Annotated in this window: 21 protein-coding genes, 2 tRNA genes and 1 pseudogene; 11 read left to right on the top strand and 13 right to left on the bottom strand. The window is 66.7% G+C overall.

From position 1 onward, the window contains the following. Positions 1-111: 111 nt before the first annotated feature. Positions 112-1,197, bottom strand: coding sequence for an isocitrate/isopropylmalate dehydrogenase family protein (locus ACIBH2_RS22835; RefSeq protein WP_397120458.1), 1,086 nt, complete (start codon positions 1,195-1,197; stop codon positions 112-114). A gap of 209 nt (positions 1,198-1,406) precedes the next feature. Here ACIBH2_RS22835 and ACIBH2_RS22830 point away from each other — a divergent pair, with 209 nt between their 5' ends. Continuing rightward, positions 1,407-1,907: a 2'-5' RNA ligase family protein gene (locus tag ACIBH2_RS22830; protein ID WP_397120456.1), complete on the top strand. Its 501-nt coding sequence runs from the start codon at positions 1,407-1,409 to the stop codon at positions 1,905-1,907. A gap of 57 nt (positions 1,908-1,964) precedes the next feature. Next, on the top strand, positions 1,965-2,330 hold the full coding sequence (trxA, locus tag ACIBH2_RS22825; RefSeq protein ID WP_397120454.1) for a thioredoxin: 366 nt from the start codon (positions 1,965-1,967) through the stop codon (positions 2,328-2,330). Positions 2,331-2,400: 70 nt separating this feature from the next. On the opposite strand, the gene ACIBH2_RS22820 is transcribed toward trxA, so the two are convergent. After that, positions 2,401-2,832 carry a 2-keto-3-deoxygluconate kinase gene (locus tag ACIBH2_RS22820; RefSeq protein WP_397120452.1) on the bottom strand — a complete coding sequence of 144 codons (432 nt, stop codon included), beginning with the start codon at positions 2,830-2,832 and terminating at the stop codon, positions 2,401-2,403. A gap of 397 nt (positions 2,833-3,229) precedes the next feature. Here ACIBH2_RS22820 and ACIBH2_RS22815 point away from each other — a divergent pair, with 397 nt between their 5' ends. After that, positions 3,230-3,562, top strand: coding sequence for a hypothetical protein (locus ACIBH2_RS22815; RefSeq protein WP_397120450.1), 333 nt, complete (start codon positions 3,230-3,232; stop codon positions 3,560-3,562). Between the two features lie 112 nt (positions 3,563-3,674). Here the strand turns inward: ACIBH2_RS22815 and polA are convergent, their stop codons facing one another. Further along, a complete protein-coding gene (polA, locus tag ACIBH2_RS22810) occupies positions 3,675-6,440 on the bottom strand; it encodes a DNA polymerase I (protein ID WP_397120989.1) in 2,766 nt (921 codons plus the stop codon). Between the two features lie 366 nt (positions 6,441-6,806). On the opposite strand from polA, the gene ACIBH2_RS22805 reads away from it, so the two are divergent. Next, the gene (locus ACIBH2_RS22805) at positions 6,807-8,297 is read left to right on the top strand and encodes a hypothetical protein (protein WP_397120448.1); all 1,491 of its coding nucleotides are present in this window, start codon (positions 6,807-6,809) and stop codon (positions 8,295-8,297) included. A gap of 87 nt (positions 8,298-8,384) precedes the next feature. Next, positions 8,385-8,457 (top strand) — tRNA-Trp (locus tag ACIBH2_RS22800). A gap of 52 nt (positions 8,458-8,509) precedes the next feature. Here the strand turns inward: ACIBH2_RS22800 and ACIBH2_RS22795 are convergent. The 6 genes and pseudogenes from ACIBH2_RS22795 to ACIBH2_RS22770 form a co-directional block, all read right to left on the bottom strand. Next, positions 8,510-9,205 (bottom strand): ABC transporter ATP-binding protein, encoded by a 696-nt coding sequence (locus tag ACIBH2_RS22795; RefSeq protein ID WP_397120987.1) that lies wholly within the window; start codon positions 9,203-9,205, stop codon positions 8,510-8,512. A gap of 171 nt (positions 9,206-9,376) precedes the next feature. After that, positions 9,377-10,282 (bottom strand): annotated as a pseudogene (locus ACIBH2_RS22790) (ABC transporter ATP-binding protein); the annotation flags it as partial. Positions 10,283-10,323: 41 nt separating this feature from the next. Continuing rightward, positions 10,324-11,562, bottom strand: a complete 1,239-nt coding sequence (locus ACIBH2_RS22785; protein WP_397120446.1) for a branched-chain amino acid ABC transporter permease — start codon at positions 11,560-11,562, stop codon at positions 10,324-10,326. After that, positions 11,559-12,596 carry a branched-chain amino acid ABC transporter permease gene (locus ACIBH2_RS22780; RefSeq protein ID WP_397120444.1) on the bottom strand — a complete coding sequence of 346 codons (1,038 nt, stop codon included), beginning with the start codon at positions 12,594-12,596 and terminating at the stop codon, positions 11,559-11,561. Before ACIBH2_RS22780 ends, ACIBH2_RS22785 begins: the two co-directional genes overlap by 4 nt. 105 nt (positions 12,597-12,701) lie before the next feature. Beyond that, positions 12,702-13,895, bottom strand: a complete 1,194-nt coding sequence (locus tag ACIBH2_RS22775) for a branched-chain amino acid ABC transporter substrate-binding protein (protein WP_397120442.1) — start codon at positions 13,893-13,895, stop codon at positions 12,702-12,704. A 246-nt stretch (positions 13,896-14,141) separates the two neighbouring features. Continuing rightward, positions 14,142-14,768 carry an ANTAR domain-containing response regulator gene (locus ACIBH2_RS22770; RefSeq protein WP_397120440.1) on the bottom strand — a complete coding sequence of 209 codons (627 nt, stop codon included), beginning with the start codon at positions 14,766-14,768 and terminating at the stop codon, positions 14,142-14,144. Between the two features lie 220 nt (positions 14,769-14,988). Here ACIBH2_RS22770 and ACIBH2_RS22765 point away from each other — a divergent pair. The 3 genes from ACIBH2_RS22765 to ACIBH2_RS22755 all read left to right on the top strand — a co-directional run bounded on the left by ACIBH2_RS22765 (position 14,989) and on the right by ACIBH2_RS22755 (position 17,275). Beyond that, a tRNA-Leu gene (locus ACIBH2_RS22765) sits at positions 14,989-15,075 on the top strand. Positions 15,076-15,436: 361 nt separating this feature from the next. Next, on the top strand, positions 15,437-16,021 hold the full coding sequence (locus tag ACIBH2_RS22760; RefSeq protein ID WP_397120438.1) for a DUF4352 domain-containing protein: 585 nt from the start codon (positions 15,437-15,439) through the stop codon (positions 16,019-16,021). Between the two features lie 114 nt (positions 16,022-16,135). Then, positions 16,136-17,275, top strand: a complete 1,140-nt coding sequence (locus tag ACIBH2_RS22755; RefSeq protein WP_397120436.1) for a hypothetical protein — start codon at positions 16,136-16,138, stop codon at positions 17,273-17,275. On the opposite strand, the gene ACIBH2_RS22750 is transcribed toward ACIBH2_RS22755, so the two are convergent. Together ACIBH2_RS22750 and ACIBH2_RS22745 are read right to left on the bottom strand one after the other, a co-directional pair. After that, the gene (locus tag ACIBH2_RS22750) at positions 17,204-17,608 is read right to left on the bottom strand and encodes a hypothetical protein (RefSeq protein WP_397120434.1); all 405 of its coding nucleotides are present in this window, start codon (positions 17,606-17,608) and stop codon (positions 17,204-17,206) included. The two genes, ACIBH2_RS22755 and ACIBH2_RS22750, sit on opposite strands and share 72 nt — an antisense overlap. A 32-nt stretch (positions 17,609-17,640) precedes the next feature. Beyond that, entirely contained in the window at positions 17,641-18,534 is an 894-nt protein-coding gene (locus ACIBH2_RS22745) for an SDR family NAD(P)-dependent oxidoreductase (protein WP_397120431.1), read from the bottom strand. Between the two features lie 139 nt (positions 18,535-18,673). Here ACIBH2_RS22745 and ACIBH2_RS22740 point away from each other — a divergent pair, with 139 nt between their 5' ends. From ACIBH2_RS22740 to ACIBH2_RS22730, 3 genes are all read left to right on the top strand, one after another. Continuing rightward, positions 18,674-19,177, top strand: coding sequence for a phenylacetaldoxime dehydratase family protein (locus tag ACIBH2_RS22740; RefSeq protein WP_397120429.1), 504 nt, complete (start codon positions 18,674-18,676; stop codon positions 19,175-19,177). Between the two features lie 167 nt (positions 19,178-19,344). Then, positions 19,345-20,073 carry a low molecular weight phosphatase family protein gene (locus ACIBH2_RS22735; RefSeq protein ID WP_397120427.1) on the top strand — a complete coding sequence of 243 codons (729 nt, stop codon included), beginning with the start codon at positions 19,345-19,347 and terminating at the stop codon, positions 20,071-20,073. A 154-nt stretch (positions 20,074-20,227) separates the two neighbouring features. Then, entirely contained in the window at positions 20,228-20,590 is a 363-nt protein-coding gene (locus tag ACIBH2_RS22730) for a hypothetical protein (RefSeq protein WP_397120425.1), read from the top strand. A 118-nt stretch (positions 20,591-20,708) separates the two neighbouring features. Here ACIBH2_RS22730 and ACIBH2_RS22725 read toward each other — a convergent pair whose 3' ends face one another. After that, entirely contained in the window at positions 20,709-21,620 is a 912-nt protein-coding gene (locus ACIBH2_RS22725; protein ID WP_397120423.1) for an acyl-CoA thioesterase, read from the bottom strand. A gap of 1 nt (position 21,621) precedes the next feature. Then, on the bottom strand, positions 21,622-23,046 hold the full coding sequence (gene pyk, locus ACIBH2_RS22720; protein WP_397120421.1) for a pyruvate kinase: 1,425 nt from the start codon (positions 23,044-23,046) through the stop codon (positions 21,622-21,624). Positions 23,047-23,113: the final 67 nt, after the last annotated feature.

Genomic DNA, 23,113 nt, shown 5'->3' with positions numbered 1-23,113 from the left:
GCCGTCGCCCGCCGTTTCGAAATGTAGGCGAGTCGGACATTCCGCGCGGGTCGGTAACGGAAGATTAATCCGCGACACGCTGGCGCGTGCCCGTTACGCGCCGGACATCGCTCACCAGCGGTGCAGACGGGCCCGCACCTGCTCGGTGAATTCGGTGGTAGATGCTAACCCACCCAAATCGGAAGTGGCGACACCGGCCCGCAACGTCTCGGCTACCGCGTATTCGATGCGTTCGGCCGCGCGGCGCAGGGCGGAGTACGAATCGCGGTCGGCCAGCCAGCGCAGCATCATGACCGCGGAAGCGATGAGCGCGACCGGATTCGCGCGATTGTGTCCGGCCAGCGTCGGGGCCGCGCCGTGCACGGCCTGGGCCATCGCCTGGGTGTCCGAGCAGTTCAGCGAGGACGCCATGCCGAGCGAGCCGCTCAGTTCACCGGCGAGGTCGGAGAGGATGTCGCCGAAGAGGTTCTCGGTGACGACGACGTCGTAGGCCTGCGGGGTGCGGACCAGATGGGCGGCCATGGCGTCCACGTGCTCATCGGTGGTCTCGATATCGGGATACTCCGCGGCGACCTCGTAGCAGACATCGCGGAACAGGCCCATGGTCAAGGGCAGCACATTGGCCTTGTGCACGATGGTGACCCGCTTGCGGCGTCGCCCGGCGATCTCGAAGGCCAGTCGCGCGATGCGCTCGGACGCCACGCGGGTGAACAGGCCGACCGACAGGGCGGTATCCGGGGTCGGCTGGAACTCGCCGGATCCGGCGAACATATTGCGGTCGGCGTAGAGCCCTTCGCTGTTCTCCCGCACGATGATCAGATCCATGGATTCGGCGGTGGCGCGCACGCCCTCGAGGGTGCGGGCCGGGCGAATGTTGGCGTAGAGCCCGAGCCGCTTGCGCACCGCGCCACCGGGCGGCAGCCCATTGCGGTATGCGCGCGGATAACTCGCATTGTCGTGCGGCCCCATGATCCAGGCATCGAGCCCCTCGAGCCCTTTGAGCGTCTGCTCCGGAACCGGGTCCCCGCACTCCCCGATGGCGGCGTGCCCGATGAGCAACGGCACCCACTCCACCGGCGCGATCCCGACAACCTGAAGCGCCTCGTCGATCACATCGCGGGTGGCGCGCACGATCTCGGGGCCGATCCCATCACCCTCGATCAGACCCAGCCGCAAGGGTTTCGTGCTCTCGATCATGCGAGTAATCCTCGCGCAACCGACTTTCGGGGCAGACGGCGGCACACGCGCGGGGGTCGATTCGAGATCAAGTGGGCGGGCGGGGCAAATATCGAGGGAGCGAACGGCGGCAGTGGAACCCGGGCGAGGCGTGATCAACACCGCGCACCAGGGTCGCGGCGCGGCGGAGAGACGGTGAGGGCGGGGGTGTACCGGCGTATGTTCCAGATGTGGTGCAGTCGGTGGAACTGGTTCTCGACGACGCGGCCGAGGCGGCGGTGCGGCGGCAGTGGCGGGTGCTGGCCGAGGCGGGATTGCACTCGCCCGCGCAGAATCATCGGCCGCACATCACGGTCGCGGTGGCTCGGGAGATCTGGCCGCGCATGGATAAAGCCTTGGGGCACGAGGACTTTCAGCCGCTGCCGGTGCGGTTGGGCGGGCTGCTGGTCTTCGGGGCGCGACGGCCGGTTCTGGTGCGCGCCGTGGTGCCGACCGCCGCCCTCCTCGACCTCCAGCGCCGCCTGTTCGGCGTGGTGTCGGACTGCCCGGGTATCGCGGCGAATACCCATCCCGACGCCTGGACGCCGCACGTCACACTGGCCCGGCGGGTGAGCCCGCCGCAGTTGGCGGCGGCCTTGGAGGCGGTGGGTTACGACGGGGATTTTCCGGCTACGGTTGTGGGTATTCGGCGGTGGGACGGCGATCGGCGGCTGGAGTGGCCGGTCGGGTAGGGAACACAACCGCAGTGCCCGGTGTTGGACCGGGCGAAACCGCAACGAGAGGATGCCATGGCCACCCAGACCCTTACCGAGCAGAACTTCGATGAGGTCGTGACCGGAAACGACGTGGTACTCGTCGATTTCTGGGCGGAGTGGTGCGGACCGTGCCGCAGCTTCGCGCCGACCTACGAAAAGTCCTCTGAGCAGCATCCCGACGTGGTGTTCGGCAAGGTCGACACGGAGGCCGAGCAGGGCCTCGCCGCCGCCGCGCAGATCCGCTCGATCCCGACCATCATGGCCTTCCGCGAGGGCGTCCTCGTCTTCGCCCAGCCCGGCGCTCTCCCGCCCGCCGCCCTGGAAGACCTGATCGGCCAGGTCAAGGAACTCGACATGGACGAGGTCCGCAAGCAGCTCGCCGAGCAGCAGCAGTCCTGACAACCACCCACGCAAGCGCCGCCCCTCCTAAAAGAGGTGCGGCGCTTGCGTTTTCGCGAGGTCGAGAGTTCTAGAAGCGCGAACCCAGGTGGTTGATGCCCGCGATCATGGCGCGGATGGCGGATTCCGCGCCGTCTTCGGCGAGGGCGGCGCCCCAGCCTCGGCGGCCGTTGAATTCGCACTGCACGAAGGTGGCGAAGCCGTTCTCGGTGCGGCGCTGGTGGAACGCGAGGATTTCGACCGGGTAGCCCTCGTCGTAGAGGGCCGAGGTCAGCGTGGCCACCGGGTTGCCCGACGTGACGACGGTGCGCAGGTGGTCGGCGATCTCGAGGGTCGCGGTGTAGCGGCCGCCCGGGCCGTGCTGGCCGATGGGCGTCCATTCGCTGAGCTTGATCGGGCCCGCGTATTCGCAGTACCGATCATGGAACTCGGCGGGGCTGAGGCCACTGCTCTCGGCCCGCAGGCTCGCGGGGGCGGCGGCGATGAACGTGTGTGTATCCAATGTGATGGTCATGTTGGACGAGGTCTTCCCGAATCTTCCGTGGAATGGCAGAGGGGACCAGCGCAAAGCGATTTCGTGAGTGGCCGCAGCGAGGGGGCCGGTCCGAATCAGACCCCGCTACGGCGGGCTACTACGAGAATTCGCGCGACAGCCACCATCGCGGTGAGCGGAAGAAGCGCGGCGCGGTCGCGGTCGGCGACGTGGCGCGCAGCGCTGCGGCTGTAGGCGGGATTCGGCACGGCACCGAGCTTAAGGGGACATCTCGGGGATAGCAACCATATAAAGCACCGACCCACGAGTAACTTTCGACACGGGTCATCCGGCACGCCTCCGCACCCCTCGAACCCCCGCGACGGACAATGGGCAAATCCACAGCGAACGCTCTTGGAGGGACGCGATGACCGATCCGACAATCCAGAGCACGATCGACCACCTGCTCGACTGCCACCGCGTGTGCGAGCGCCAGATTCGAACCTCGCTCGACCTCGGCGGCGCACACGCCGATCACCGGCACATCGCCGCGCTCACCGATCTGGCCGAGCTGACGCGGGTGACCGCGGATTTGCTGGACCGCGAATCACCGTGGGCGCAGTGGTCGTGCGAACTCGCCGCCGACGCCTGCGCCGACATTGCGGGGCAGTGCGAGGAACTCCAGGAAACAGAGTGCGCGCGAACCTGCCGCGCGACCGCGCGCGCCTGCACCACCATCGGCAGCCTCGTGCCCCACTGATCCGCCGGGGAAACCCGTGAGGCACCGTCACCCCTGACGTACCGCGCGGTCAGGGGGAACTGGTGGCGGGACGCTCTCGCGCGATGCCGCCACCAGTTCCTCCTCGCGGATGTCAGTGCGCGGCGGCGTCCCAGCTGCGGCCTACGCCTACCGAGACCTCGAGGGGGACGGAGAGTTCGATGGCGTTGGACATGTGTTCGCGGGCAAGGGTTTCCAGGGCTTCGCGCTCGCCGGGGGCGACCTCGAAGACGAGTTCGTCGTGGATCTGCAGGAGCATGCGCGACTTCAGGCCCGCCGCGCGGATGGCCCGCTGGGTGTCGATCATGGCGACCTTTATGATGTCGGCGGCCGTGCCCTGGATGGGCGCGTTGAGGGCCATGCGTTCGGCGGCCTCGCGGCGCTGGCGGTTGCTGGAGTCCAGGTCCGGCAGGTAGCGGCGGCGGCCGAAGAGGGTTTCGGTGTAGCCGACCTTGGTGGCCTGGACCACGGCGTCGCGCAGGTAGTCGCGAATCGCGCCGAAGCGGGAGAAGTACACCTCCATCTGCACTTTCGCCTCTTCGGCGCTGATCTTCAGCTGCTGCGACAGACCGTAGGCCGACAGGCCGTACGCGAGGCCGTAGGACATGGCCTTGATACGGCGGCGCATCTCCGGATCCACCGCCGAGAGCGGAATGTCGAAGGCCTTGGAGGCGACGAAGGTGTGCAGGTCCTCGCCCGAGTTGAAGGCCTCGATGAGTCCCTCGTCCTTGGACAGGTGCGCCATGATCCGCATTTCGATCTGGCTGTAGTCGGCGGTCATGAGCGACTCGAAACCGGGGCCCACCACGAAGGTGTCGCGAATGCGGCGGCCGGTGTCGGTGCGGATCGGGATGTTCTGCAGGTTCGGCTCGGTGGACGACAGGCGTCCGGTGGCCGCGACGGTCTGGTTGAAGGTGGTGTGGATGCGGCCGTCGTCGGCGACCGACTTGAGCAGGCCGTCCACGGTCACCTTGAGGCGGGTGGCGTCGCGGTGTTCGAGCAGGTGTTGCAGGAACGGGTGCTGGGTCTTCTCGTAGAGCCCCTCCAGCGCGTCGGCATCGGTGGTGTAGCCGGTCTTGGTGCGCTTGGTCTTGGGCATGTCGAGTTCGTCGAACAGCACCACCTGCAACTGTTTCGGCGAGCCGAGGTTGATCTGCTTGCCGATCACGCCGTAGGCGGCATTGGCGGCCTCGGCGACGCGGTCGGCGAATTTGCGCTGCAATTCCTCGAGCTTCTCCGAGTCGACCGCGATACCGGCCTGCTCCAGATCGGCCAGCACGGTCAGCAGCGGCAGCTCCATATCGCCGAGCAGCGCGGTGGATTCGATGCGCTCGAGTTCGTCGTCGAAGACGGTCGCGAGGTCGGAAACCACTTGGGCGCGCATGATCTCGGTCTTGGCGATCTCCTCGTCGACCTGATCCTCGTCGTCGAGCAGCGACAGCTGGGTCTCGCCGGAGTCCTCGACGCGCAGTTCGCGCTTGAGGTAGCGCAGCGACAGGTCGTCGAGGGTGAAGGTGCGCTGGCCGGGCCGCACCAGGTAGGCGGCGAGCGCGGTGTCGCTGGTGAGGCCGCCGAGGGTCCAGCCGCGACCGTGCAGCGCGTGCATGGCGGATTTGGCCTCGTGCAGGGCCTTGAACGTGTCCGGGTCGGCGAGCCAAGCACCCAGTGCGGCTTCGTCTTCCGGGGTCAGCGCGTGCACGTCGAGGTAGCCGCCCTCGCCGTCGGCGGCCGCGATGGCGATGGCCTTGGTGTCGCCGTGCACCGGGCTGCCCACGCCGACCACCGAAACGCCATGGCGCTGACCGGCTTTGGCGTGATCGGCCAGCCAGTCGGCGACGGCTCCGGGAGTCAGTGCGCCGCCGCTGATCTCGAAGCCGGACTCGGCTTCGGGCTCCACGGGCGAGAGGGTGTCGAAGAGCCGGTCGCGCAGCACCCGGAATTCGAGGTCGTCGAAGAGGGTGTGGATCTTCTCGCGGTCCCACGGCTGCATGGCCAGCTGGTCCGGGGTGTAGGGCAGCGGCACGTCGCGCATCATCTCGGTGAGCTGCCGGTTCAGCACCACGCTGGAGAGGTTGGCGCGCAAGGCATCTCCGACCTTGCCCTTGACGGTGTCGACCTTGTCCACCAGCGAGGCCAGATCCCCGTACTCGCGCACCCACTTGGCCGCGGTCTTCTCCCCCACGCCCGGAATGCCCGGCAGATTGTCGCTCGGGTCGCCGCGCAGCGCCGCGAAGTCCGGATACTGCTGCGGTGTGAGCCCGTACTTCTCCTCCACCGCCGCCGGGGTGAACCGCGTCAGCTCGCTGACCCCCTTCTTCGGGTACAGCACCGTCACATCGTCGCTGACCAGCTGCAACGAATCCCGGTCCCCCGACACGATCAGCACCCGGTACCCCTGCGGCACCGCCTGCGTGGTCAGCGTGGCGATGATGTCGTCCGCCTCGTACCCCTCGAGCGCCATGGTCGGAATCCCCAGCGCCCCCAACACCTCCCGGGTGATCTCCACCTGCCCCCGGAACTCGTCGGGCGTGGTGATCCGATTCGCCTTGTACTCCGGATACGCCTCGGTCCGAAACGTCTTCCGATTCACATCGAACGCCGCCGCCACATGCGTAGGCTTCTCATCCCGCAACAGGTTGATCAACATCGCCGTGAACCCGTACACCGCATTCGTGGTCTGCCCACTCTGCGTCTTGAAGTTCTCCGCGGGTAGGGCATAGAACGCGCGATACGCGATCGAATGCCCATCGAGCAACAGCAGCGTAGGCCGCTCCCCCGATTCGGTGGCGGACACAGCACTCGGACGCTGATCGATAGAGGCAGGAGTCACGCCCCAGAGTCTAGGGACGTGCACCGACAATCCCACGCACCGGGCACAACCGTATCGTCGAACCATGCTCCACCGGGCCGAGGCGCGGCCAAGACGGCTCGGTGTTCTCGGCGGCGCTGCGATTTCGTTCGGATCTTGGTAATTTTCTGTGCGCCAATTAATTTCATGGGCCAGGGGGGTCTTGTGGCGTTTCCTACTACCGTGCGGGCTGATCATGCCACTCGGTTTCTCGCGGCGGCGGTGCATCTTGACGACCGGTTGGCGGATGATCTTGTCGAGGAGTTCCTCGGGGCGCCGGTTCGGGCTATTCCGCCGTCTCCGGGGATTCGTGCCGAGGTCGTTCTGCGGGAGGCGGTTGCGGCGCGGGCCCGGCGGCGGGGTGTGAACGCGGTTCTGGTGGTTTTGTTTTTGCTGTTGACCGTGGTGGCGCTGCCGGTTGTGTTCGCATGGTTCGTGTCGGCGTTCAGTTGGCGTGTCTGTTCGGCTGTCGCGCTGGGGGTGGCCCGGTCGCAGGCGTTGCGGCGGTTCGGGGTCGGATTCGACGAGCCGGGGCAGTTGTGGCTGGTCACGGCCGCGATGTGGTCTATCTCGTCGTTGGTGTGGCTGGTGCTGCTCGCGCCGGTGGCACTCGTCGTGGGCGTGATCGCCGCCTCGATACCTGTCGCGCTGTGGGTCGTGGGCGGTCTGCTGCTCGTGCCCGTCATGTACGCGATTCTGATCGTCGGCGAGTATCTGCCGTGGAGCACCGCTACGGCCTGGTACGGCTTGGCCGACTATCGCCCGGACGCCCCGGTGCGTGAGGCGGTGGTGAAGGCGTGCGCGCCGTACGCGGACCGGTTGCGGCGTATCGCCGACGATGATCTGCGCCGAATGGGGCAGGGATCCGACGAGGTCGTCGTCTATCGCGGCGGTAACCCGTTCGTCGGGGCGGGGACTCGGGTGCGGGCTTGGTCGGCGGCCTTCGAGCTGCATCCGGCGGAGCAGAGCGCACCGAGCACGTCGCGTGGTGACGCGCCCAGCGCCGCGTTCCGACCGTCGGACCTTCAGCAGCACGTGGCCAAGGAGATGGCGAAACTGCGCGACGGCACGGATCTGGCACCGGGCTACCGATTCACCGAACTCGAGATCAGCCGGTGGGTGATGCTGGCGGCGGCGGAGCTTCCCGACGCCGCCGAGTTCGAGGTCGTCATGTCGCAGCTGCTGAACGGCATTCACCCGTGGCTGCCGGAACAGGATTGGAATCGCCTGGCCGACAACTCACCCGAATCGGCCCGCTTCTATCAGTGCTACCGAATCGAGGGGTGGGCACGGCAATTGGCGGTCGCCGGGTATCTGCATGTGGGGCGCGAGGAACAAATGCTGGTGCTGGAGTGGCATGCGTTCGTGCTGCCGCCCGTGGCCGCCGATTTTCGGCGCGTCGACGATCCCCCGACCATGCTGGAACTGCGCTCCATGGGCAGGGCGCTCGCCCGGCTCGCGCTGTTGCCGACCACCATGCCGTCCCGCCTCCTCGACGTGCTGCGCGGAATGCGGGAAAGGTCCGCCGCGGCACCCGTCTCGTGGAGCACGCCCACACAGGCCGCCGCCACCTTCGGCTCCGCCACGAGCATCCGAGAGTTCGCCGCGGGCACGCGGCTCAACAACCTCTTTCAGGAGTCGGACCGCGACCGCTATCTGAAGATCATGGAGCGGCGGATGTTGAGCGCGGTACGCCAGTTCCTGGAGGAACGGGGACTCGTGGCGCGAGGCTTCGAGGAGATGGTGTCCCAGATCAACAACTCCACGATCTTCAACCATTCGAACGTGGCCGTGGGAAACATTGGCGGACAGTCGAATACCGCCAATGTCAGCACCGGCTCACAAACGGCTACCGGCGACTCGGACTGACACACCGCGGTCGGACACGGTCACTCGGGGGGCCGCGAAACGATTTCGCCTTGGACGCCGTCGCTTGGTACTGTGTTCGCGCAGCGAAGGGGCGTAGCTCAATTGGCAGAGCAGCGGTCTCCAAAACCGCAGGTTGCAGGTTCAAGTCCTGTCGCCCCTGCAAGACGAAGGGCCGGTCACTCGGGAGTGACCGGCCCTTCCTGCGTACTGAATCAGCCGACGCCCAGATAGGCGGCTTTGACGGCGGAGTCCTCGAGGAGGGCGGAGCCGTGGCCGGTTTTGGTGACCTCGCCCGTTTCGAGAATGTAGGCGCGGTCGCTGCGGGTTAGGGCCTGCTGGGCGTTTTGTTCCACCAGCAGGACCGTGGTGCCCTGGGTGTTGATCTCAGTGATGATGCGGAAGATCTGCTGGATCACCATGGGAGCCAACCCCATTGACGGCTCGTCGAGAAGCAGCAGCTTCGGGCGGGCCATGAGGGCTCGGGCTATGGCGAGCATCTGCTGTTCACCGCCGGAAAGGGTGCCGCCTACTTGACGGCGGCGTTCCGCCAGGCGGGGGAACAGCTCGAAGACCCAGTCGAGGGTTCTGTCGTACTCCTGCTTCTGCTTGAAGGGCCTTGCGTAGCAACCCATGTCGAGGTTTTCCTGAACGGTCATACCGGGGAAGACACCGCGGCCCTCGGGGGCTTGGATCAGCCCGGCGAGGACGCGTTCGTGAGCCTTCATCCGAGTGATGTCCTGGCCGTCGAACAGGATTCGCCCCTTGGTCAGCGGGAGCAGACCCGACAGGGCGCGCATGGTGGTGGTCTTGCCCGCACCGTTCGCACCCAGCAGCGTCACCAGCTCGCCCGAACCCACGTCGAGCGAAACACCGTGCAGGGCTTGGATTCTGCCGTAGTTGACGACCATGTCCTCGACCTGCAACAGCGGAGTCGCGTCGGCGGCGCGGCGCTGTGGCTCCGCTTCGCCCTTGGTGAGGGCGACCGGCTCCGCCTTGGCCCCACCTTCGGGGACAGGTGCGGGATCGACCTCGCCCGAAGCAGCCGGTGCCGACTCTTGCGTGCCCTCGGCGGACTCCGAATCCGTATCCGGCACACCGAGATACGCGTTGATCACCGCCGGATTCTCCCGAATCTCCGCGGGCAGCCCATCGGCGATCTTGCGCCCGAACTCCAACACCACGATCCGGTCGGTGACGCCCATGACCAGGCGCATATCGTGCTCGATGAGCAGCACCGTGAACCCGTCGTCGCGGATCTTACGGATCAGATCCATCAGCGCCGACTTCTCGCTGGGATTGAATCCGGCGGCCGGTTCGTCCAGGCACAGCAGCTTCGGCTCGGTCGCCAGAGCGCGCGCGATCTCCAGGCGACGCTGATCACCGTAGGAGAGATTGCGCGCCTTCTCGACCGCCCGCGGCGCGATACCCACGAATTCCAGCAGCGCCATACCCTTTTCGATGGCGGCACGCTCCTCCGCCCGATGCCGCCGCGTCCGGAACACCGCCCCGGGCACCGAAGTGCGGTGCCGCGCATCGGTTCCCACGATCACATTCTCCAAAGCGGTCATCTCCCCGAACAATCGAATGTTCTGGAAGGTGCGCGCGATACCGAGCCGCGTGATCTGGTTGCGTTTGGTCTTGGTGAGCGGATGCCCGTCGAAGAACACCGTGCCGCCACTGGGCCGATACACCCCGGTGATGGCGTTGAAGCAGGTCGTCTTGCCCGCGCCATTCGGACCGATGAGTCCGAGGATCTCCCCGCGCCGAATCTCGAAGCTCACCTTGTCCAACGCGGTGAGACCACCGAACCGCACCGTCAGCTCGTCGGTGCGCAACAGCGGTGCGCCGACGGCGGTTTCGATCTCGCGGTCGGTGGCGACCGCCTCCGCCACGGCGGCGGCGTCCGCCAGTTCCGGCATCACCTCGGTGACATCCACGGTCCCGGCGCTCTCCACCTCCGGAGCCTCGGTGTACCCCGCCGCCATATCCTCGTTGTCGAACAGCGCGCCACCCGCGCCCGGCCCGGTCACTGCGCCGCTCCGGCCGCCGAGCCCGGTTCGGTGGGTTTGCGCACCGCCCGGTACACCTGCCGCCCGTAGGCGAGGAGCCGCTGTCGCACCGGGAACAGACCCTGCGGCTTGAAGATCATCACCACCACCAACGCGAGACCGAAGAACAGATACTTGTAGTCGCCCAGCGACTGTCCACCCAACTCCACCGACATGAATCGGTTGGGCAGGTACACGATGAGGAACGCGCCCACCAGCACGCCGAGCTTGTTGCCCTGACCGCCGATCACCACCGCGCACAGGAACAGCATCGAGTTGATGATGTTGAAGCCCGTCGGATTGATGAACTGCACCTGGCCCGCGTACAGCGCGCCGGACAGCCCGCCGATCGCCGCGCCGATGGTGAACGCCCACAGCTTGAACTTGAAGGCGGGCACGCCCATGACCTCGGCGGCGTCCTCGTCCTCGCGAATGGCCACCCACGCGCGACCGACCCGGCTGCGCTCCAGATTGCCGACGATCAGCAGGACGATGATCACCAGCACCATGCCGAGCCAGAACCACCAGGTGCCGGAGTTGGCCCGGTCCAACAGGTTTCCGCTCTCCGAGTCACCGAGGTTGCCCGAGGAGAAGTAGCCACCGGCGGTCTCCTCCGACTCCCCCAGCCGCGGATACGCGATACCGGAGAGCCCGAGGCTGCCATTGGTCAGATCGCCGAGATTGTCGGCCAGCAGCCGCACGATCTCGCCGAAACCGAGGGTGACGATGGCGAGGTAGTCGCCGCGCAACCGCAGCGTCGGCGTGCCGAGGATCAGACCCGAGACCGCCGTCAGCATGATCGCCAACGGCACACACGCCAGCCACGCCCACTTGGTGTTGAGCCAGCCGCCGTCGGTCTGGTTCCACGGACTGTTCGGACTGGTGAGCAGACCGACCGTATAGGCCCCGACGGCATAGAAGCCGACATAGCCGAGGTCGAGCAGACCCGCCTGTCCCACAACGACATTCAGGCCGATGGCGATGAGCGCGTACATGGCGAACTGCGCCATCACACCGCCGAAACTGGTGCCCGGGGTGTTCAACAGCGGCGGCGGGAACAGCGGCAGCAACGCCAGCACCAGGATGGCGGGCACGCCGATCCCCCACTGCGCGGGACGCGACAATCCGCCCCACCACGAACGCAACGCGTCACCGACACCGCGCATGGGACGCTGCGGTGGCGTCGGGGCGGCCGGGGTCTTCGTCGTCTCGGTCATACCCGGGCCCTCCCCAAGCTCTCGCCCAGAATGCCGGTCGGCCGGAACATGAGCACCGCGACCAGCAGTACGAAGGCGACCACGTCTCGCCATTCGGTGCCGAAGAGAATCTGGCCGTACATCTCCGCCAGACCCAGCAGCAGACCGCCCAGCAGCGCGCCGCGCAGATTGCCGATACCGCCGAGCACGGCGGCGCTGAAGGCCTTGATGCCCAGAATGAATCCGCCGGAGTAGATGATGCCGTTGGGCACCTTGAGGGTGTACAGCAGCGCGGCGGCACCGGCGAGCACACCGCCGATGAGGAAGGTCAGCATGATGACCCGCTCCCGCGAGACGCCCATGAGCGTCGCGGTATCGGGATCCTGGGCGACCGCGCGGATACCGCGGCCGAATTTCGTTCTGTTGATGAGCATTTCGGTGACCAGCGCCAGCACCAGCGCCGAGAGGATGATCACCAGCGTCACATTGGTGACCGAGGCCCCGAAGATCTGGAACTGCTCGCTCTGACGCACCAGCATGATCGGCTGCTGGGCATTGGTGCCGCCCAGGCCGGGCCAGACCTTCGGCAGCACGTAGTGCACGAATTCCTGGAGCACGAAGGACATGCCGATCGCGGTGATCAGGAAGATGAGCGGTTTCGCGCCGCGTTTGCGCAGCGGCCGATAGGCCACCCGCTCCAATCCGACGGCCGCGCCGCCCGCGACCGCCATACCGAACAGCATCGCCACGATCAGGTACACGACGGTGAGGGCGATACCTTGGGAATACACATTTCCGCTGGGCCCGAATCCGAGCACCATGAGGCCCACGTATTGGCCGAACATTCCCACCATGAATATTTCCGAATGGGCGAAATTGATCAGCCGGAGCACACCGTAAACCAGGGTGTATCCCACGGCGACCAGTGCGTAAATCGAGCCGTAGGCCAAACCGTCCACGGTCAGTCGCCAGAATTGGTCGACCACACCCGAGACGTTGAAATCGATCGACCCGTTCGCCAACAGGGTCGCATCGATCAATGCGGATGAACTCATTCGTTACTCTCGCCGTCGTGGAAAAACGCGTGTGCCGGGAACCGGCGGGTCGCGGTACTCAGCCCGCCGGACTCCCGGCACACGCTGTTTCCGAACTTCGAAGGGCTACTTGACCTCGTACATCCAGATCAGCGCCTTCTCCAACTCACCGGTGGGACCCCACTTGTACTCGCGGGCCAGACCCTGGCCCTGGTAGGTGCGGACGTACTCGACCATGTCGGCGCGCGTGGCCTTGCCCGCCGCGAGGCCCTTCAACACGATGGTGGTCAGGTCGTAACCCTCGGTGGAGTAGGTGCCCGCCTCGAAACCGCTGAGCGCCTTGTAGTCCTCGGCGAACTTGTCCGGGGCCGGACCACACGGGCACGAGAGCACGGCGTCCTTGGACGCGTCGCCCGCCTGCTTCACGAACTCGACGTCCTTGGTGCCGTCGTCGGAGATGAAGGTGGCGGTGACGCCGCCGGAGCGCAGCTGCTGGACGAACGGGGCCGCCTCGGCGTAGTAGCCCGCGTAGTAGATGGCGTCCGGCTTGGCGGCGGCCAGCTTGGAGACGGCGGCGGAGAAGTCCTTGTCGCCTTCCTTCACGTTCACCGCGCAGCTCGGATCGGCGGTCGCACCGAGGGTCTCGGTGAGCGTCTTGGCAAGGCCCACACCGTAATCGGTGTTGTCGGCGGCGACGCAGATCTTCTTGTACTTGCCGGTGCCGAGCAGATACTTGGCAACCGCCGGACCCTGGATGCCGTCGTTGCCGAGGCCGCGGAAGAAGGTCTTCCAGCCGTTCTGGGTGAGCGAGACGTTGGTCGCCGACGGGGTCAGCGCCAGCAGTCCGGCGTCGCTGAGCACCTGACCGGTCGCCTTGGTCTCACCGGAGAAGGTCGGGCCGATCAGCGCCACGATCGACGGATCGTTGATGATCGTCGGGATCACCTGGGTGGCCTTCTGCGGGTTGCCCTCGGTATCGAACTCCTTGAGGGTGACCTGGCAGTCCTTGTTGGCCTTGTTGTGCTCGTCGAGCGCCAGCTTCACGCCGCGCACGATGTTCAGGCCCAGGTTGGCGTTCGGACCGGTGAGCGGACCCGCCATGGCGATGGACGTGGGTGCGCATTTGGCCTTGCCGTCACCGGCGGGGTCGGCGGCGGCGGAGGTATCCGCGGCCGGAACCTCTTTACCGTCGAGGTCGACCTGCACCAGCGGTTTGATGGACAGGCCCCCGGCACTTTCGGGACCGTTGTCGGTCGATTTGCTGCTACACCCCGCCAGGGCGAGCACGGTCGCCGCCCCGATGACCACTACGCGTGCCATGCGTACGCGCCGCAGGGAAGACGTGCGCGTCATTGAACCAAGCACGATTCACCTCTATGTTCTGTGCACCCCCGGCTCGCCGAGGGGGCCGCCTCATCTGTCGGCCCGGTCAGAACATATCCCCACCGCGTTAGCTGCGCATCACATTCGGATCATGCATGTGACATCGAGACAAACTATTTTCCGGTTGGTGTTACCGGGGCATTAATGCTTCCGCACCGTCCCCGGCAACATAGCCGTGCTCTATTACTTCGGTGCGAGATTCTCCAGCACCACTTCGGCAACCGCCTTCATGGTGGTGCGGCGGTCCATGGCGGTGCGCTGGATCCACTTGAACGCCTGCGGCTCGGACAGACCCTGCGTCTGCATGAGCACCCCCTTGGCGCGCTCGACCAGTTTGCGCGTCTCGAGCCGGTCGGCCAGATTGGCGACCTCACCCTCGAGCGCGGTGATCTCGTGGAAGCGGCTGGCCGCCAATTCGATGGCTGGAACCAGGTCCGACTTGGTGAACGGCTTCACCAGGTAGGCCATCGCGCCCGCGTCGCGCGCCCGCTCCACCAGGTCGCGCTGACTGAAGGCGGTCAGGATCACCACTGGCGCAAGCCGTTTCGACGCGATCTCGGCGGCGGCGTCGATCCCGTCGCGCCGCGGCATCTTCACATCCATGATCACCAGATCGGGCCGCAACTCCTCGGCCAGATCCACGGCCTGCTGTCCGTCCCCCGCCTCACCGACCACGTGATAGCCCTCCTCGGAGAGCATCTCGACGAGATCCATCCGGATGAGCGCCTCGTCCTCGGCGACCACCACCCGCTTGGGGGTGGACGGCGCGGCCTCTTTCTTCGCGCCCGCGCCCCCTGCTGTCGTTCCCATAGATGAACCCCTGTCGCTTCCGATACCTACACCCGATGCACCTCGTCCTGCGCCACCCTCGCCGGATCGGCACGCACCCGAGTAACCCAAAGAGTACCGCCCACCTCCCGTCACAACCCATCTACCCAGCGCAAACCGACCAGTATCACAACGTAGAACCCACTTCCCGGGCGTGGTTAGGTTTACGAGTGGTACACCCGCTATAGTTTTCTCCCGGTGCGCCGGGTTGGCGGAACTGGCAGACGCGACGGTCTCAAAAACCGTTGTCCGGAAGGACGTGTGGGTTCGAGTCCCACACTCGGCACCAATGGGCGGGCATGATCGGTGATCATGCCCGCCGTTCTGTTTTCCGGGGGGCCGGGGCGGGGATGTGGGTCCTTCCCTCGTGTCCAGCGCGGCATGGGGGCAACCGGGATCGGAATCGGAGGATTCTCGGACATCCGTTGCACCGCTTACGTATTCGCCTTCCCGTCGAGCGGCTGGAGACGGAACTTCTTCTGAGGCACAGCGATTCGCCAGCATTGCCTTGCGACTGCTTGGTCGACTGACATTTTGTGCCACTGAACTGCACAGGGAGCTAACGCCCGGGTGGTGGGGGTGGATTTGCCCTGTACACAGCAACGCTGTCGCAATTTCAGGGGTGACCCTGCCTATCTCTAGGGGTTTCGATGAACTATCCGCAGCCGCCTCAGCAACCTGGTTCGGGGCAATATCCGCAGCCGCCTCGGCGGAAGAGTAGGACCGTTTTGTGGGTGATCCTTGGGATCACCGGGGGGATGATTCTGTTGTGTGGGGGGTGCTTCGGGATCCTCGCCATGTCGGACAAGGATTCCGCGCCGGAGAAGGCGACCGCCGAGGTCGCTCCGGTCGGGTCGGCGGTGCGGGATGGGAAGTTCGAGTTCGTGGTCACCGGGGTCGATGAACCCGCGGGGTCGGTGGGCGACAACCCTTATATGAAGAAAGACGCTCAGGGCGTGTACATCGTTGTGCGCGTTGACGTCACGAACATCGGAGACAAACCGCAGACCTACTTCGGCGAGAATCAGAAATTGATCGACGCCCAGGGCAAACAGTTCACCAATGACAGTATGGCCGAGGCGAATATCAACACGAACGTGATCGCCACGGAGATCAACCCCGGGAACAAGGTCCCCGTCGCGATCGCCTTCGACGTCCCGGCCGGGACCGACCCCGTCGCCATCGAATTCCACGACTCGATGTTCTCCGGAGGCGCCCGCGTCGCCCTGAAATAGAAGGAGCGTTCACCAGGTACTGGTGGCGGCGGGCTCTCGGGCGATGCCGCCACCAGTACCTGGTGATCTTGTTGGTTGGCGGGGAGTGGCGGCGGGCGCGGATATATTCGGTGGGTGCATTGGGACCAGATGACCGATACGACCGAGGATCTACGGCGGCGGGCTACTCGGCTGCGGCGGGGGGTGGGGCAGCTGGGGGTGTTGGAGTCGATTATCGAGGTGGCGGATGGGCCTTGGTTGGGGGCTATGGATGCGGATGGGCGGGGGGCCGCGGAGTTGCGGATGCATTTGGTGGGGCGATATCGGCTGACGGCGGTCGTGACGAGTTTGGGGAAGCTCAGTCATGTGCAGATGAACGCGCCGGTGGAGGGGTTGGGGGCGGAGCGGGTGATCTCCGCGAAGACGGCGCTGCGCAAGGGGTGGGACGAGAACGAGAAAATGCCCAAACCGGCGCAGTGGCTGGATTACGTGGTGGAGTGGGTGTCCAATGCCAGCCAGTCGGTGGATCGGCGGGCGATTATCGAATGGCGGCTGAAGGGGGCCGACCGGCAATTGGCGGCCATGAACGACACCATCGAGATCCAGCGCGCCAATTTGATCGAGCGCGAACAGGAACGCGATGTGCTCGCCGCCGAAATCGCCGAACTGCGCGGGGAACTGCGGACCCTCACCGAAGAACTCGCGGCGCGCATCGCCCAGATGCGCGGGGAGTTGGAATCGCTGTCGGATGGGGAGACGGTGTCCATGCGGGCGCAGGTCGCGGCGGACGCGGTCGTGGCGGACGCGATCACTCCCGAGGTCGAGGCAAGCGGCACCGAGCGCGCGGCTGCCGCGGCGGACACCGCGCTGCCCTCCGCCGACCAACAGGCCGTCGTCCGGGCGGAGGCTGATCCGACCCCCACCGAAGACACGACCGCCACGGCAGAGGTCGAACCGACCTCGACCGAACACGCGGCCACCGCCGCGGCAGTGGCCGAACCGACCTCCACCGAACAGCCGACCACCGCCACGGCAGAAGCCGAACCGAGCACCAGCGAACACGCGGCCACCGCGACGGTGGGGGCCGAACCGACCTTCGCCGCACACGCGACCGCCAGCCCGGCGGCGGCTGAGCGCACCTCCGCCGAGCACGCCACGCTCACCCGATCGGAGACCGAGGCGGCCGGTTCCGCCGACGACATCTCAAGGGGTCGTGGGGGTTTCGTGGACGGTGCGCCAGAGCAGGCCGTTGCGGGCGGCGGGGGCGGGCAGTAGGAGGGCGGTGGTCAGGCGGGCCGTCGGGCCATGCGGGGTGTGGTGGATTTCCTTGAACCGCGCCACCGCGCTCTCGGCCGAGGTGTGCAGGACCTCGAGGTCGACGATGTCGATCGTGAGGCCGGGCGCGGCGTGGCCCGCGCTACGCAGACCCTCGCACAGGGACTCACGGCGTACGACACCACCGTCGACGTTGACCATGGAGAAATCGGGGTGCGTCTGCGCGATGAACCGCTCCAGGGCGTCGGCGCTGTCGGGAGTGCCCAGCCAGCTGGCGAGATCGGCGTGCAGCGTGTGGATTTCGTCGACGAGCGCGTCATGGTTGATGGTCACGCACGGCAACGTAGCGGATGCCCCGGCGCGCGTCAGTCCGGCAGGCCGACGAGTCCGGCGCTGTCGGTCCACAGGGCGAGCGCGCGCTTGTCGTCGCGGGCCAGATCGGAGAGGTCGGGCCAGGTGAGGTGGCCGCGGCGGAGCGCGGCGTAGAGGTGGCCCGGCGGGGGCGGTGTGACGCGCAGTGCCAAGTCGGCCAAGGCTTTTCCGGCCGCGTGGCGGGTGTTCATGGTGGGGCTGAACTGGCGTAGCGGCCAGCCGAGCGGCGTGCCGAAGAGCGACCAGGCCGTTCGCAGCGGGAGCGAGAGGTTCTTGGCCAGGCCGGTGCCGAAGACCTGGCCCGGATCGTAGGCCAACGCCGTCAGGCCCTCGCGCTGCTCGGACAGGGACCGCGCCGTGAGCACCGCGCAGAGTTTGGAGGCGGTGTAGGCGTGCTCGCCCGCCTTGCGTGGCCGCGAGTCACGGTCGGGATCGCGTTCGGGGTGCGCGAGCAGTTCGGCGTCGGCGTGGCGGGGTGGCACCAGACTCGCGCCGGTGGCGGGGTCGTGGGTCCCGCTCGTGGTGAGGATGACGATCGCCGTTTCCGCCAGGTCGGGCAGCAGCAGGCGCGACACCAGATACTGGGCGAGGTGGTTGACGGCGAAGGTGGTCTCGAAGCCGTCCAGGGTGCGGTCGTCGGCATCGGGTCGGATGACACCGGCATTGAGCACCAGGGCATCGATGGGGCTGCCGCCCAACCGTTCCCGCACCGTCGCCGCGAACATCCGCGCGGAGTCGAGTTCCCGCAACTCCAGCGGTATCGCCTCACCGGCCGGAACCGTTCGGCGCGCACCCACCAGCAGCCGGTTGTCCCCCGCGGCGACCAGCCGCTCGGCCGCGATCGCGCCGAAACCCGAAGTGCCACCGGTCATCACGATATTGGCCATGCTTCCTCCTCGGAAGCGCTGAGTGAATCTCCACTGTAACCCCGCGACGCCGTCCAGCCCCCTGGCGAATCCCACCGATTGAACCGCGCACGCCGCCCATCCGTATCCCCGTACAGAGACTCATCCTGGAGGGCGACGCGTGCGTGTGAACCGGCTGACGGTGGACCTGTCGGACTACCCCGACCTGGTCGTCATCTACCTGGGTATGCGGGTGCGCCGACCACGCGGCATCCTGCGCCTGCTCGGCGTCGGCCCCAAGCTCTACAGTTCTCACCGCGGCAAGCCCGACGGCCTGCTGTCGCACGAGGACATCGTCTGGTCGCTGTTCCCGCCGCATTGGGGCGCACGCCAGTACTGGCGCGACCTCGAGAGCCTGGAGAAGTGGACCCGCTCCGACCCGCACCGCCAGTGGTGGCAGGGCTTCCTGCGCGATTCGGGCGGCACCGGCTTCTGGCACGAGGCGTATTTCGCGCGCGGCGGCTTCGATTCGGTCTACGACGATATGACCCCGGCGACCGGTATGGCGAGATTCGCGCCGACCGTCGCCGCCCGCGGCCGCATGTTCTCCACCCGAGGCCGGGTGCGCGGGGCCGACCCCACGGTCGCGCCGGTGGTCGACGAGGACAGCTACTATCGCTCCTGACGCACCCGTCGCGCGCGCCCCGAAAGCCTTGCTCCGGGCCGGTTTCGGCGTACCGCGCGAACACCGGGCAACCGACACGAGACCGCCAGATGAACATCCTCGTCACAGGGTGTGATTCGGTCACGGATTCATTTCGGCGGCGACGCGGGCGGCCTACCCTTCGCACCATGCACGTCCTGTTCGTCTGCTCTGGCAATGTCTGTCGATCCGTGATCGCGGAACGGCTCACCCTCGCCGTGGCCGCCGAACACCGGTGGCGCGATCTCACGGTCGAGAGCGCGGGTGTGCGCGCCCTGGTCGGATTCCCGGTGGAACCGCTTGCGGCACAGACCATCGAGGGCCTCGGCGGCGACGCCAGCGGCTTCAAGGCGCGCAGGCTGAAACCGGAGATGGTGCGCCGCGCCGACATGATCCTCACCATGACCGAGCAGATCCGCGACAAGGTCTGCGAGATCGAACCCTCCGCCGCGCCACACACCTTCACGCTGCTCGAGGCCTACCGCATCGCGAAGGTCAGCGGCGCGCGCACGGTGGCCGCGCTGAATCAGGCCCGCCACGATCTGGCGCTGGTCGGCCGCGAGAACATCGCCGACCCGGTCGGCCTGTCCCCGCAGGCGTATTGCGAAGTGGGCGACCGCATCGCGGAAGCGCTGGTGCCGCTGCTGTTCGCGCTACACGCGCATCAGCATCCCGAGGCGACCATCCACCCTCGCGCGACCGCCGATGACGCCGGTAATCCCCGCCCCGCCCTGCTGGTCCTGCCGGGCGGGCGCGATCCGAAACACGCCGACACCGGCGCGCAACCCGCCATCGCGACCGAAAAGCCCGCGCACTCCGGCAAACCGGAACAACCGGTTGCGGATTCCGGCCAGCGGGTTGCGTCTTCGCGCCACTAGGGCGGAAACTCACAAGCGAACACCGCGTGTCAATGGACCTGTCTGCCGTAAACGTCCGGTAAGGGATTACACTCCCCGCGGGTACTTCACCACACACCGAACAGGACTGAAGGACATGCCGAAACGAATTTCGGATGTTTCGCTCCATGTTTTCGTGACACCGCAGCTGCTCGACCGCGTGGTAGGCATCGTCTGCCGGGTCGTGGACGAGCATGTGGCCGATCGCGATCTGTTCGCCTGGCGGTTCACGCTACCGGTGGAGGGGGACGACCCCACCCACACGGTGCTCGAAACCCAATGGCGGCTCGATCATCCCGGTGTGGAGCCGGACGACCGACACACCTACGAGATCGCGCTGAGCCTGGTCGGTGATGCCCGCCTGCTCACCAAGGCGGCCATCGACCGCCTGGAGCAGCGCCTGGTCCTCGGGCTCTCGGCCGATCAGCCGTTCCCCTATGTGATTCGGGCCTTGCAGCGCGAGGGTTTCGACCTGGAAGAGAACCGCGAACTCATCTGAGCGCGATCCACCGGCCGAATACGTCAGGGCCCCGGCGCATTCGCCGAGGCCCTGACAGAAGTTCGTGCAATGCGGCCAGAAGTTCGTGCGGTGCGGCCAGAAGTTCGCGCTCCGCGACTCAGCGCCGCGACGGGAAGTGCCGGATCACGCCTTCCTGCACCGTCGTGGCGAGCAATTCCCCTGTGCGCGAATAGAAGTGACCGCGCGCCAGCCCGCGCGACCCCGCCGCCACCGGCGATTCGGTCGCGTACAGCGCCCAGTCGTCGAACCGGAACGGCCGGTGGAACCAGATGGAGTGGTTCACCGTCGCCGCGATGATGCGATCCAATCCCCACGACAGACCGTGCGTGGTGATGATGGAGTCCAGCACCGTGGTGTCGGACGAATACGCCAGCGCCGCAACGTGAATCATCGGATCGTCGGGCAGCGCGCCGTCGGTGCGCATCCACACCCGGTTGTGGTTGAGCTTCTCCCCCGTGCCCTTGAGAATCCACGCCGGATCGTTGGTGTAGCGCATATCGATGGGATGCGGTGCGTTGACGAACATTTCGAGGCGGTCCTCGAGTCCGGCGAAGGACTCCTCCACGCGCGGCAGCGTATCCGGATCCGGCACCTCGGGCAGCGGCGTGCCGTGCTCGAGGCCCTTGCCGTAGTCCTGGAACGCCGCCAGCATGACGAACAGCTCCTGATCGTCCTGCATGGCCGTCACCGTGCGATTGGCGAACGAGCGCCCGTCGCGGTGCCGGTCGACGCGGTACTCGATCGGCTTCTTGGGATCGCCGCCGCGCACGAAATGCGCGTTGACGGCGTGCACCGGGCGACCCGGTCCGACGGTGCGGCCCGCGGCGATCAGCCCCTGCGAGACCAGCTGTCCGCCGAAGGTGCGACTCCACACCTTGTCCGGATGGTGACCGATGAAGATGTCCGGCCCGGCTTCTTCCAGATCCAGCAGCTCCAACAGCACTTCCAGATCGGCCGAGCGGGCCAGCGCGCCCGCCTCGCCGACCGTTTCGCCCAGTGACGCGCTCAACTCAGTGGTCCTCCTCGCCGATCCGGTGGACGTGAATCATATTGGTGGAGCCGACGGTTCCCGGCGGGGACCCGGCCACGATCACCACCAGATCGCCCTTCTTGTACCGGCCGATGGACAGCAGCGCGTTGTCGACCTGGTGGATCATCTCGTCGGTATCGGCCACCCTCGGCACGATGAAAGTCTCGGTGCCCCAGGTCAATGCGAGCTGGCTGCGAATCTCCGGCTGCGGCGTGAAGGCCAGCAGCGGCAGCGGGGTGTGCAGGCGGGCCAGGCGGCGCACCGTGTCACCGGACTGCGTGAAGGCGACCAGCGCCTTGGCATTGAGGCGCTCGCCGATATCGCGGGCGGCGTAGGAGATGACGCCGCGCTTGGTCCGCGGCACATGGGTCAGCGGCGGCACCCGGGTGGAGGATTCGCTCTCCACGGCGTGCACGATGCGGGCCATGGTGCGCACGGCCTCGATCGGGTACGCGCCGACGGAGGTCTCACCGGAGAGCATGACCGCGTCCGCGCCGTCGAGCACCGCGTTGGCCACATCGGAGGCCTCGGCGCGGGTGGGCCGCGAGTTGGTGATCATGGATTCCAGCATCTGGGTGGCCACGATGACCGGCTTGGCGTTCTCGCGCGCCATCTGAATAGCCCGCTTCTGTACCAGCGGCACCTGCTCCAGGGGCAGCTCCACACCGAGGTCGCCGCGCGCCACCATGATGGCGTCGAAGGCCAGGACGATGGCCTCGAGGTTGTCGATGGCCTCCGGCTTCTCGAGCTTGCCGACCACGGGCACGCGACGGCCGACGCGGTCCATGATGTCGTGCACCAGCTCCACGTCCGAGGGCGAGCGGACGAACGACAGCGCGATGAAATCCACGCCGAGCTTCAAGGCGAATTCGAGGTCCTCGATGTCCTTCTCGGACAGCGCGGGCACGGAGACGTCCATCCCGGGCAGCGAGACGCCCTTGTTGTTGGAGACCGGGCCGCCCTCGGTCACCCGGCAGACCACGTCGTTGCCGTCGACGCTCTCGACCGTCAGGCCGACCTTGCCGTCGTCGACCAGCAAACGGTCACCGGCCTTGGCGTCCTGGGCGAGTTCGGAGTAGGTGGTCGAGACGCGGTCGTGGGTGCCGACGATATCGTCGACGGTGATGCGCACGACCTCACCGGTTGCCCAGAAGGTCTTGCCATCACCCTCGAAGCGTCCGAGGCGAATCTTCGGTCCCTGCAAGTCGGCCAGAATGCCGACGGCGCGGCCGAGGTCATCGCTGGCCTGGCGCACCTTCTTGTAGTTCTCGGCGTGGTCGGCATGTTCGCCGTGGCTGAAGTTCAGCCGGGCCACGTCCATACCGCTCTCGACGAGTTCACGAATTTTTTCCTCGGACGACACCGCGGGTCCGAGCGTGCACACAATCTTCGTCCGTCGCATCACACCATCAACCCTAGACCTGCCGATAGGGTCCCGCTCACCGGGCACACCGCAACCCTGGGCGGCCGAT

The sequence above is a fragment of the Nocardia sp. NPDC050406 genome, from assembly GCF_044459025.1.
GTDB lineage: Bacteria > Actinomycetota > Actinomycetes > Mycobacteriales > Mycobacteriaceae > Nocardia.
This window is presented reverse-complemented; position numbering and strand designations above follow the sequence as displayed.

What these genes read in the sequence shown, in the direction of transcription:
- ACIBH2_RS22835 (WP_397120458.1), bottom strand. Translation starts at nt 1,197, where the DNA reads ATGATCGAGAGCACGAAACCCTTGCGGCTGGGTCTGATCGAGGGTGAT.
- trxA (WP_397120454.1), top strand. Translation starts at nt 1,965, where the DNA reads ATGGCCACCCAGACCCTTACCGAGCAGAACTTCGATGAGGTCGTGACC.
- ACIBH2_RS22815 (WP_397120450.1), top strand. Translation starts at nt 3,230, where the DNA reads ATGACCGATCCGACAATCCAGAGCACGATCGACCACCTGCTCGACTGC.
- ACIBH2_RS22795 (WP_397120987.1), bottom strand. Translation starts at nt 9,205, where the DNA reads ATGGTCGTCAACTACGGCAGAATCCAAGCCCTGCACGGTGTTTCGCTC.
- ACIBH2_RS22785 (WP_397120446.1), bottom strand. Translation starts at nt 11,562, where the DNA reads ATGACCGAGACGACGAAGACCCCGGCCGCCCCGACGCCACCGCAGCGT.
- ACIBH2_RS22780 (WP_397120444.1), bottom strand. Translation starts at nt 12,596, where the DNA reads ATGAGTTCATCCGCATTGATCGATGCGACCCTGTTGGCGAACGGGTCG.
- ACIBH2_RS22775 (WP_397120442.1), bottom strand. Translation starts at nt 13,895, where the DNA reads ATGGCACGCGTAGTGGTCATCGGGGCGGCGACCGTGCTCGCCCTGGCG.
- ACIBH2_RS22770 (WP_397120440.1), bottom strand. Translation starts at nt 14,768, where the DNA reads ATGGGAACGACAGCAGGGGGCGCGGGCGCGAAGAAAGAGGCCGCGCCG.
- ACIBH2_RS22760 (WP_397120438.1), top strand. Translation starts at nt 15,437, where the DNA reads ATGAACTATCCGCAGCCGCCTCAGCAACCTGGTTCGGGGCAATATCCG.
- ACIBH2_RS22745 (WP_397120431.1), bottom strand. Translation starts at nt 18,534, where the DNA reads ATGGCCAATATCGTGATGACCGGTGGCACTTCGGGTTTCGGCGCGATC.
- ACIBH2_RS22735 (WP_397120427.1), top strand. Translation starts at nt 19,345, where the DNA reads ATGCACGTCCTGTTCGTCTGCTCTGGCAATGTCTGTCGATCCGTGATC.